9 protein-coding genes and 3 pseudogenes are annotated in these 9,350 nt (G+C 67.5%); 7 read left to right on the top strand and 5 right to left on the bottom strand.

Going from position 1 to position 9,350, the window contains the following annotated elements; genetic code table 11:
• Positions 1-151 precede the first annotated feature (151 nt).
• Positions 152-1,230 (top strand): IS630 family transposase gene (locus IEZ01_RS36235; protein WP_444545502.1). Its coding sequence is split into 2 segments (ribosomal slippage): positions 152-620 and positions 620-1,230, totalling 1,080 coding nucleotides; the frame shifts between segments, so codons are not numbered across the junction.
• 110 nt (positions 1,231-1,340) lie between these two features.
• On the opposite strand, the gene IEZ01_RS34125 is transcribed toward IEZ01_RS36235, so the two are convergent.
• Together IEZ01_RS34125 and IEZ01_RS34130 are read right to left on the bottom strand one after the other, a co-directional pair.
• Positions 1,341-1,688 (bottom strand): hypothetical protein, encoded by a 348-nt coding sequence (locus tag IEZ01_RS34125; protein WP_189205676.1) that lies wholly within the window; start codon positions 1,686-1,688, stop codon positions 1,341-1,343.
• Between the two features lie 11 nt (positions 1,689-1,699).
• Positions 1,700-2,047: a hypothetical protein gene (locus IEZ01_RS34130; RefSeq protein WP_189205652.1), complete on the bottom strand. Its 348-nt coding sequence runs from the start codon at positions 2,045-2,047 to the stop codon at positions 1,700-1,702.
• Positions 2,048-2,254: 207 nt separating this feature from the next.
• On the opposite strand from IEZ01_RS34130, the gene IEZ01_RS34135 reads away from it, so the two are divergent.
• Together IEZ01_RS34135 and IEZ01_RS34140 are read left to right on the top strand one after the other, a co-directional pair.
• Positions 2,255-2,476, top strand: coding sequence for a hypothetical protein (locus IEZ01_RS34135; RefSeq protein WP_189205654.1), 222 nt, complete (start codon positions 2,255-2,257; stop codon positions 2,474-2,476).
• Positions 2,473-2,883, top strand: a complete 411-nt coding sequence (locus IEZ01_RS34140) for a type II toxin-antitoxin system VapC family toxin (protein ID WP_189205663.1) — start codon at positions 2,473-2,475, stop codon at positions 2,881-2,883. The genes IEZ01_RS34135 and IEZ01_RS34140 overlap by 4 nt, the downstream gene beginning before the upstream one ends.
• Positions 2,884-3,373: 490 nt before the next feature.
• Here IEZ01_RS34140 and IEZ01_RS34145 read toward each other — a convergent pair whose 3' ends face one another.
• Positions 3,374-3,760, bottom strand: coding sequence for a winged helix-turn-helix domain-containing protein (locus tag IEZ01_RS34145; RefSeq protein ID WP_229833359.1), 387 nt, complete (start codon positions 3,758-3,760; stop codon positions 3,374-3,376).
• Positions 3,761-4,106: 346 nt separating this feature from the next.
• Between IEZ01_RS34145 and IEZ01_RS34150 the strand changes: the two are divergent.
• The 4 genes and pseudogenes from IEZ01_RS34150 to IEZ01_RS34160 form a co-directional block, all read left to right on the top strand.
• A pseudogene (locus IEZ01_RS34150) lies at positions 4,107-4,958 on the top strand (replication initiator); the annotation flags it as partial.
• Between the two features lie 140 nt (positions 4,959-5,098).
• Positions 5,099-5,590: pseudogene (locus tag IEZ01_RS35955) on the top strand (replication initiator); the annotation flags it as partial.
• Between the two features lie 217 nt (positions 5,591-5,807).
• A complete protein-coding gene (locus tag IEZ01_RS34155) occupies positions 5,808-5,999 on the top strand; it encodes a helix-turn-helix domain-containing protein (RefSeq protein ID WP_189205667.1) in 192 nt (63 codons plus the stop codon).
• Positions 5,996-7,303 carry a tyrosine-type recombinase/integrase gene (locus tag IEZ01_RS34160; protein ID WP_189205669.1) on the top strand — a complete coding sequence of 436 codons (1,308 nt, stop codon included), beginning with the start codon at positions 5,996-5,998 and terminating at the stop codon, positions 7,301-7,303. The genes IEZ01_RS34155 and IEZ01_RS34160 overlap by 4 nt, the downstream gene beginning before the upstream one ends.
• 573 nt (positions 7,304-7,876) lie before the next feature.
• Here IEZ01_RS34160 and IEZ01_RS34165 read toward each other — a convergent pair.
• Together IEZ01_RS34165 and IEZ01_RS36170 are read right to left on the bottom strand one after the other, a co-directional pair.
• On the bottom strand, positions 7,877-9,115 hold the full coding sequence (locus IEZ01_RS34165; RefSeq protein WP_229833360.1) for a polymorphic toxin-type HINT domain-containing protein: 1,239 nt from the start codon (positions 9,113-9,115) through the stop codon (positions 7,877-7,879).
• Between the two features lie 75 nt (positions 9,116-9,190).
• Positions 9,191-9,286 (bottom strand): annotated as a pseudogene (locus IEZ01_RS36170) (hypothetical protein); the annotation flags it as partial.
• Positions 9,287-9,350: the final 64 nt, after the last annotated feature.

A 9,350-nucleotide genomic window follows, 5' to 3' on the forward strand; every position in this document is an offset into this window, starting at 1 on the left:
GGCCGTCTCTCCGCAGCCCGTCAGTAACCCCAACCACCCTCGTTACACCGTTCGATTGACAGACCCCTCAGCGGTGGTCGTCCGCTGGCGTTTGCCGCTGAGGTTGAAGGGGTGGGGTGACGGCGGGCGTTGGCGGTGCTACATCCTCGTCATGAGGTACGCGGATGGCGGCGGTCTGACCGCTGCGGGGCGGGCGAAGCGTGAAGCGGTGCGTTTCGCGGCCGCGGAGATGTTCGGGCAGGGGGTGCGGCCGCCTGAGGTGGCCCGCAGGTTACGGGTGTCGCGGAAGTCGGCGTACGCCTGGCACGCCGCCTGGCGTGAGGGCGGCCGCGCGGTCCTGGCCTCGAAGGGGCCTGGCGGCTTTCCGTGCCGGCTGGACGATGGCCAGGCCGAGCGGTTGCAGAACGAGCTGGAGGCGGGCCCGGCGGCGCACGGCTGGTTGGAGGACCAGCGGTGGACGCTGGCGAGGGTCGCGGAGCTGATCCACCGGCTGTTCGGCTACCGGTACACCTCGCGCGGGGTGTCGTATCTCCTGCACCGGCTGGGCCGGTCGCCGCAGGTCCCCACGCACCGGGCCGTCGAGCGCGACGAGGAAGCCGTGGAGCGGTGGCGGTCGGAGCAGTGGTCACGGGTAAGAGGACGGCCCAGCTCCTGGGCGCGTGGATAGTCTTCGAGGACGAGGCCGGCCAGGACTTGAAGCCCGGCAAGGGCCGGACCTGGTCAAGGCGCGGGCGGACGCCGCTGGTCAAGGTGACGGGCAAGGGGTCGGGCCGGGTTGTGATGGCCGGGATGATCTGCGTCAGACCGGGCCATGAGACCACCCGTCTGATCTACCGGACCCAGACCTACCGAGGTCGTACCGGCGAGAAGAAGGGCTTCCGGGCCCGCGAGTTCGCGGACCTGCTGACCTCCGCCCGTCGGCAGCTCGGCGGTGCCCCGCTGATCGTGGTGTGGGACAACGCCAGTACCCACCATGCCAAGCCCTTACGGGAGTTCTGCGACCGCAACAGCGACTGGCTCACCATCGTCAAGCTCCCGCCCTACGCACCCGACCTCAACCCCGTCGAAGGCGTCTGGGCACATCTGAAGAAGTCCCTGGCCAACCTCGCACCCCGAGCGATCGACGGCCTCACCCCACTCGTGAAGAACCGCTTGCGTGGCATCCAACGCCGACCCGAGATCCTCGACGCCTTCATCGCCGAGACCGGACTCGACCTGGTACCTCCATAGCCTGTCACCCCACCCTTTCAACCTCAGCGTCAGCGTTGCCGTCAAACGCCCTGAAGGCCCGGTCGGAATCTCCTCCGTCCGGGCCTCCAGGCTTTTGCGTGAGCAGAGTGCTACGCATGCTCCATTCGGCTGATCCATCGCTGACATACGTCAACGGTGATCGGCTCGAACAGTTCAGGACTCGACACCTCGAAGAGGAATTGAGTCAGCATCTCAACGTCCACTTCGTCAATCTCGACATGGTCCAGCATGTGAATCGCCCCAGCCCATCGCGGCAATTTGAGAATGTCTAGTTCTCCGGAGATACACCGCTGTAGAACCTCTCTTACGGCATCACGATCCAGGCGTACAGGCGGCCCCTCGTGTCGATCGCATCGGCTGGCGGCGTCGATCAGGCCATCCAGCGACGATTCCCAGCGAATCAGGCTGGTCAGAGCCTGGCAAGCATCCGATTCCATGGGTCGCACCCTCACTTGAACTTGATGTGCGCAATGCTGCCATCAGGGAGGAAAGTCGTCTTGTAAGCCAACTCCGTGACCCCTTCAGGATCTACTCGCTTCCGATACACCGCGTACGACCCGGGAACCCTTCCGGGGACCTTGTAGCTGAACTCTGCACCGCCTCCAGGGAGGCGAATGATCTGCGGAATCTCGGCATCCCCAGGGCTCTTCTTCATGAAGCCGGTGAGGTTCTTACGCAACGCTGGCGACAGATCATCGACACCCGCAGCAGCAGCAACCTTTTCACCTCGTGTCAGGTTTGTGCCGCAGGCCCCATTCGAGTTATGAACGAGGACCGGAGTCTGCCCCGCCAGCACATAGTACGTGTGCTACGCGACCCCTACCCACCTGCGTTTTCGCAGGTCATCGGCAGTTTCATGCTCCGCTGGCGTGCGTGGATGTGCCCTGGCGTCCGTGGTTGTTGCCGTCACTACTGCCGTCAGCGGTCTAGACCATGAGGGCTCGACGAGGCCATCCTGCTGCGACGGCTCCCTCACCTGGGCGGTTGTCCCTATCCTGGTCCCATGAGCACCTTGCGGGAAGAGTTGCACGAGCTGATCGACCGGCTGCCGGAGTCGCAGGTCGCGCCGATACTCGCCCTCGTGCGGGAGAGCACCCCCGCCGAGGACGGCGGGGAGGAGTGGCCGCTGCCCGACTTCGTCGGCGCGCTGTCCAGCGGCAAGGGTGACCTGGGCGTCCGCTCCAGCGAGATCCTGCGCGCCGAGCTGGGACGCGACGCCGAATGATCGTCTGGGACACCGGGGCGCTGGTCGCCGCCGCCGACGCCGACGATCAGGACCACGCTCGCTGCGTCGAGCTGATGCGCCGCACGCCGCGCCCGCTACTGGTGCCGTACCCGGTCCTCACCGAGGTCTGCTACCTGCTGGAACGCGAGCACGGCACCCGTGCGGAGGCCGCCTTCCTTCGCTCGATCAGCCTCGGGCAGATCAGCCTGATCCCGCTGGCCGCCGCAGACATTGACCGCATGGTCGAACTGGTCGAGAAGTATGCCGACTTCCCCCTCGGCGCGGTCGACGCCTCCGTCTTCGCCATTGCCGAACGTCTCGGGGCGGACGCCATCGCTACCCTCGACCGCCGCCACTTCAGCGTCGTGCGCCCCAGGACGCCCCACTCCTTCGCCCTGCTGCCGTAGCCAGGCCGCCACGCTGACGCGCCCGGTTGTGGCGGGGGTAGGTGGCAGCTCTTGGCCCCTCCCGCGCGGTGCTCCCCTCGACCGACCAGCGGCCCGTTCAACGGGGCCTGCCGCCAGTGGGCCGCCGGAAGCCTTGATCCCCGCCGTAGGCGATGTCGGCCACCACCCCCGGTGAGCCCAGTACGACGCGCGTGGAGGGTCGGCCCCCTGGTCGGCCCGTGCCTGCGATCCGGCCGTAGGACGGTCGTCGGCGACAACTTGCTCCGCCAGGAGCTCAGTTGCGGTCAGCCCGGCGACCAGGCCGATTGCCGCTCCGGTAGCCCCGGATCACCCCCGGCTGCCGGGCCGGCTCGCCACCTGCGGCGTGGCTGGCCTCCCGATTGAACGGCGGGCTCGTCGGCGACGGCGGCCAGCCCTGGCGGGCGGGGCCCGCCTTGAACCTCGTAGAGAAAATCTGAACGCACACCCCCGGACCGCCCGGCACGGCGGGTCAGCGGCCCCGCCCGCCGCCGCCCGTCTCCAGTGCCTCGACGCGGCCACGAAGGTCGGCAATCTGCTGCGCGGCCTCGGCCAGCGCACGTTCCAGCGCCTCGACGCGGGCCGTCGTCCCGCCGACGGGTGCGGTCGCCTCCGGGTTGTCGAGGTCATCGGCCCCGTCGGGGTGGTCGTGGTGGGCGACGAAGGCTCCCTTGCCGGGGCGGGAGACCGCCCATCCGTCCTGCTTCAGCAGGGCCATGGCCTTCTGCACGGTCAGGCTCGACGCCCCGAACTCCCGCATCAGCACGGCCTGCGTCGGCAGCGCGTCACCCGGCCGCAGCCCGCCGGAGCGGATGCGCTCGCGCAGGGTCTCGGCGATGACCTCGAATGTCAGCTGCACCCCGCTGCCCGCCGGCCTGCGCCCGCGCCGCCCCACCATGCCCGGTCACCCCCGCTTTCCATGCCCTCTACCAGCACAATCCGGCCCGTCCAAACCGGGAAACCGCCCTCACACTACCCGTCGAAAGAAAGGAATCAGGAGGGATGCACTTGAATGTGCCCGTGAGGCGATGTTAACGTCACGCACCCGCCGGTGATCACCACCGCGCCCCGCCGACCAGCCCCTGGTCCGGCCCCCGCGCCCACCTTCGAGGCGCCCCCGTTCCCCTGTGAGCCGATCACTTCGGCCTGCCCACACCACCTCGCGCCGTACCCCTTCCGCGCTCCCGCCGAAAGGCCCCTCCCCCATGCCCGCACAGCACCAACTCCCTTACTCCGCGTCCATTCCAGCCGTCTCTCGTCCCTCGTCGTCGACGTTCACGACGCCGACCTGCCGAACGGACGCCACCGCCTCATCGGCGGCAGGGCGGTCGGCGCTGGAGCGCCGTGCCAGGCTCACCGCCAAGCTGGCGAAGCTCGCCGCCACCGGCCAACTCGCACCCCTCGCACGGCAGATAGCCGGACTCGGCGGCTGCGCGCACCCGATCGGCCTCACCGGACACCGCACCCGACTCGACAGCGCGACCGGCGAGATCCTCGACCACTTCGACTCCGGCCGGCTCCTGGCGGGCGAGCTGCTGGTGCGCTGTGGCAACCGCCGCGCCACCCGCTGCCCCGCCTGTTCCACCGTCTACCGATACGACACCTACCAGCTCATCGCCGCCGGCCTGCGCGGCGGCAAGACCGTCCCCACCAGCGTCGCCGCCCACCCCCGCGTCTTCGCCACCCTCACCGCGCCCGGCTTCGGCCCCGTCCACAACCAACCCGACACCGGACACTGCCACTGCGGCCAGCTCCATCCCGACGCCGACCCGCTCCTCGGCACACCGCTCGACCCCGAACGGTACGACTACACAGGCGCGGTGCTCTGGAACGCGCACGCCCCGGCCCTGTGGGCACGCTTCACCACCCACCTGCGCCGGGAGATCGCCAAGGCGGCGGGGCTGACGCAGCGGGACCTGCGCCACCACGCCACCCTCTCCTACGCCAAGGTCGCCGAGTACCAAAAGCGCGGCCAGGTCCACTTCCACGCCGTCATCCGCCTCGACGGACCCACCGGCCCCACCAGCACCCCACCCGCCTGGGCCACCACCCAACTCCTCGACCACGCCATCCGCGCCGCCGCCGCACGCACCCGCGTCGCGCATGAGGGCCAGCCGCAGCAGCCCGCCGGGGCCCCGATCTGTGACCGAGCCGACCGGTTGGTGTCCGGTTCGGGCGGCAGATCGACGTCCGGGCAATCCGCGGCACGGACTTCACCGGTGGCGGTCCGGTCACCGACCGGCACGTCGCCGCCTACATCGCCAAGTACGCCACCAAGGGAGCCGAGACCACCACCGGCACCCTCGACCGCCGCCTCCGACTCCTCGCCGAACTCGCCACCCACGACATCACCAACCACGCCCGCCGCATGATCCACACCGCCTGGCACCTCGCCACCCAACCCCAGCACGCCCACCTCCGCCTGCGCCAATGGGCCCACATGCTCGGCTTCCGCGGCCACTTCTCCACCCGAACCCGCCACTACTCCACCACCCTCACCCACCTCCGAGCCCAACGCACCGCCTGGCGAACCGGTCGACCCGCCACCCAGACCCCAGCCCCAGCGTCAGCTCAGACCCAGGCCGGTCAAACGGACGCCAGCCCAGTCGGTGACCGCGCCGGACGCCCCACCGACCTGGCCCCCGGTCACCGCAACATCGACGGTCAGCGCGTGAACTCGGACACGACCCTGGTCATCTCCCACTGGCAGTACACCGGAACCGGCCTCCTGCCCGAACTCGAACACCTCGCCGACCTCCTGACCGCAGACCGCAGACCCGACCCGAACAACCGACCCCAACCCGACGCTCGGAACACTCCGGCGACCGCGCCGGTCACTCCGCCGGTCACCCAGTCGGTCACTCCACTGACCGGCTGCCCCGTGCTGTCCAGCCGGGGAGCCTCGCGTGACCGCCAGCACGGAACTCCGCACCGTCCCCCAGGTCATGGCCCGCCTCCAACTCGGCCGCACCGCCGTCTACGACCTCCTCCGCACCCGGCAACTCGCCTCAATCACCCTCGGCCGCGCCCGCCGCATCCCCACCCACGCCCTCGCCGACTTCATCCGCACCCGCCTCGACCAGGAAGCCGCCTCATGACCGCACCCCGCGACACCCCCGCCTCCCGCCGCGTCCGCGCCAACGGCGACGGAACCGTCTACCAGCGCAAGGACAGCCGGTGGGAGGCTGCCGGATACGTCCTCGCTCCCGGCAACACCCGCCGCCGCGTCCGCGTCTACGGCACCACCCGCAAAGAAGCGCTCGCCAAGCTCACCGAGAAGATCGCCAACAGCAACCGCGGCCTCCCCGTCCCCTCCGCGCAGGGCAGCCTGGCCGCGTACCTGACGTACTGGCTTCAGAACGTCGCCGTCCACCACCTCCGCGAGAACACCCACACCCGCTACACCACCTGCGTCAACCGATACCTCATCCCCGGCCTCGGCAAGAAGAAGCTCACCAAGCTCACCGCCAAGGACATCCGCACCTGGCTCAACCAGCTCCGCACCACCTGCCAATGCTGCACCCGCCGCATCGACGCCCGCCGCGACCAGCCCCGCTGCTGCGCCGCCGGCCAGTGCTGCCACAAGCTGCTCTCCCCGCTGACGCTCACCTACATCCACTCCGTCCTCAAGTCCGGCCTGGAGCACGCCGTCCGCGAAGAGCAGATCCCGCGCAACGTCGCCCGCAACGTCCGCACCGGCGCCCCACGGCCCCGACGCTTCGAACCCCTCACCACCGACGAAGCCCGCCAGTTCCTTGCCGCCGCGGAAGGTCACCGGTTGCACGCGCTGTTCGAACTCGCCCTCCACACCGGACTCCGCAAGGGCGAACTCCTCGACCTGCGCTGGGAAGACCTCGACCTCGACGCAGGTACCGCCGCCATCCGCCGCACCCTTCAGCGCACCAGCGCAGGTGGGCTCACCACGCTGCCCACCAAGACGCGGGCCTCCGAACGCCGCATCGCTCTGCCTACCCACAGTGCTCAGTCGCTGAAGCTCCACCACGAACGGCAGCAGCGCGAGCGGGAGGCCGCAGGCACCACGTGGCAGCAAACCGGACATGTGTTCACCACTCCCCAGGGAAGAACGGTCGACCCGACCAACCTCACCCGCGCCTTCAAGACTCTCCTCCGCAAGGCCTGCCTCCGCCGCATCCGCTTCCACGACCTCCGCCACTCGACCGCCACTCTGCTCCTTGAGCAAGGCATCGAACTCGTCGTGATCAAGGAACTCCTCGGCCACGCACACATCGGTGTCACGGCCGCCGTCTACGCTCATGTCAGGCTCCGCCTTCAGCGCGACGCCATCGACACCCTCGGCACCGTGCTCAACGGCCCGACGATCACCGAGACGGCCAACGGCAACGGCGACGAACCACCACCCTGCGCCGCCCTCGTCCGCTGACGTTGCCGTCAACTACTGCCGTCAAATGCCCCTGAAGCCCCACCGGTCACATTTGGTGGGGCTTCAGGTTTTCCGAAGCAAAAGCTTCGAGATGCGTTCAGGGCTGATCAATCCCAGCCTTGGGATCCCTTCGGGTACCGGGTCACCTACCCGCCAGCACCCCGAGCTCTATCCCGCAATTCTGGCGACAACGCCTCCGAGGCCGCCATTTCGAGGAGAAGCGTTCGGGTGGCCTCTTGATCAAAACCCTCTTGCCGAACCATCTCGATAGCCCAAATCGCGGCTAGCTCCATCCAGTATGACCGGCCGGACTTCCACGCCGTCTCCACTGTCAGTTCGATGAGCTTCTCAGGGGTTGGCACGCCACCCTGACCGAGATGTTCCCACGAGCGGGAAAAATCGGCCAGGCATGCAGAGAGGTCCCGCTCCATGTATGGCCACATGGGAACGAATCCCGATCCCACAAGGGAGGACCGGCCTTCCGACTCCACACCTACGCCGATCCGACCATCGGGCATGACCCCAATCCACGCCCCGTCTCCCCGATACACCACTGGAGTCCAGTTTCCCATCTCAACCCCACGGCCTGTAGTCGAAGTCAATCCCTTGATCGCTCATAAACTTCTGGAACTGCTGGCGTGTAGCGTCCGTCCACCTGTGGCCATAGTGACCACTATTTTCCGTGAACACTAGGCGGCCGTTATCTCGGAAGAGTGTGCCACCCAGCACTGTTCCTCTGTCCATGCCCGCCTTTTCTGCTAGTTGCTCGTGGGGGCTGAGGCCTCCGGGAATTCTTTCACGATCTCCCGCCAGGAACCTTCCGGCGCCGGAATCGAACACGAATTCAGTCTCCGGCTTCGTTGAGGTGAAAGCCCTCAAGGCATCAGCAGTTCCCTCGCCCGACCCCAGAATTACGTCACCACAGTTGCTGTTGTGAACCAGGACCGGAGTTGCCCCCGCCAGCACATAGTACGTGTGGATGCGATCGATCGTGAGGTCGTGCGTGCGTTGTTGTTTCTTGTAGTGGCGTACCGCGAGTACCTGGACGCCGCGCTCGTCAGTGGTGCGGAGGGTGGTGCCAGGGGTGACGTCGCCCGCGTCGATCCACTTGTTCTGGTCTGTGGACCAGAAGGGGTGTGTGTCGGTGGCGACGATGCTGGCGTTGCCATTGCCTGCCTTGATGGTGAGTTCAGTGAACTCTTTGTCGTCCTTGGTGATGATGGTCTGGACGACATCTTGTCCCCGGGTCTCACCTGTGTCGGGATCTGTGGCGAGGACCTTGTCGCCTTCCCTGATGTCTTCGATGCTCTTTGTCGTGCCGTCGGTGAGCAGGACCTTGGTGCCCGGCAGGAAGGAGTGCTCCGGGCACCCGGGTTTCCTCGTGGCGTCGGATGTGGTCTCAGCGGACTCATCCAGTTTTTTTACGGCTTTGAGGGCCTTGAAGGGTTTGAGGAAGGGGAGATCGGTGGCTGCCCACGCGCACTGCTGGATTGACCCATCGCCGAAGCAGTCCTGCCACGCTTGCGGGTCCGGCAGGATTACCGATCCCAGTACCGGACCGATGTACTTCTGGTAGAAGTTCTTCGGCGGTGGCGGATTCTTGACCACATTGACTGAGGCATGCTTCTTGTAGCCGCGGGAGCTGGCCCGGTCGGACCAGATGGTCTGCGATGCGGTGAAGCCCCCGACATTCTGCTTGTACCGGTAGCTCCAGCCGCCGGCGTGGTCCTTGAACCAGCCGCTGCCTGTCGATCCGTTGTAGTGACCGGCCCCCTTGGTCTCGCGCTTGTCGTTGTAGTCGGCGCCTCCCACGGGTCCGTCAGGGCGCAGGCCGGTGGGATCGGAGAAGGCTACGGGGTTGTTGTTGCCGTAGGTGTAGCCGTGGGTTTGCTGCGGGTCGTTGAAGTCGAGGACAGGGTCGACGCTGATGAACCGGCCGATGTTGGGGTCGTATTCGCGGGCACCGAGGTGGGGTCTGTCAATCGAACGGTGTAACGAGGGTGGTTGGGGTTACTGACGGGCTGCGGAGAGACGGCCGTCGAAGGTG

The sequence above is a fragment of the Streptomyces purpureus genome (genome assembly GCF_014648195.1).
In the GTDB taxonomy this organism is placed as follows: domain Bacteria; phylum Actinomycetota; class Actinomycetes; order Streptomycetales; family Streptomycetaceae; genus Streptomyces; species Streptomyces purpureus.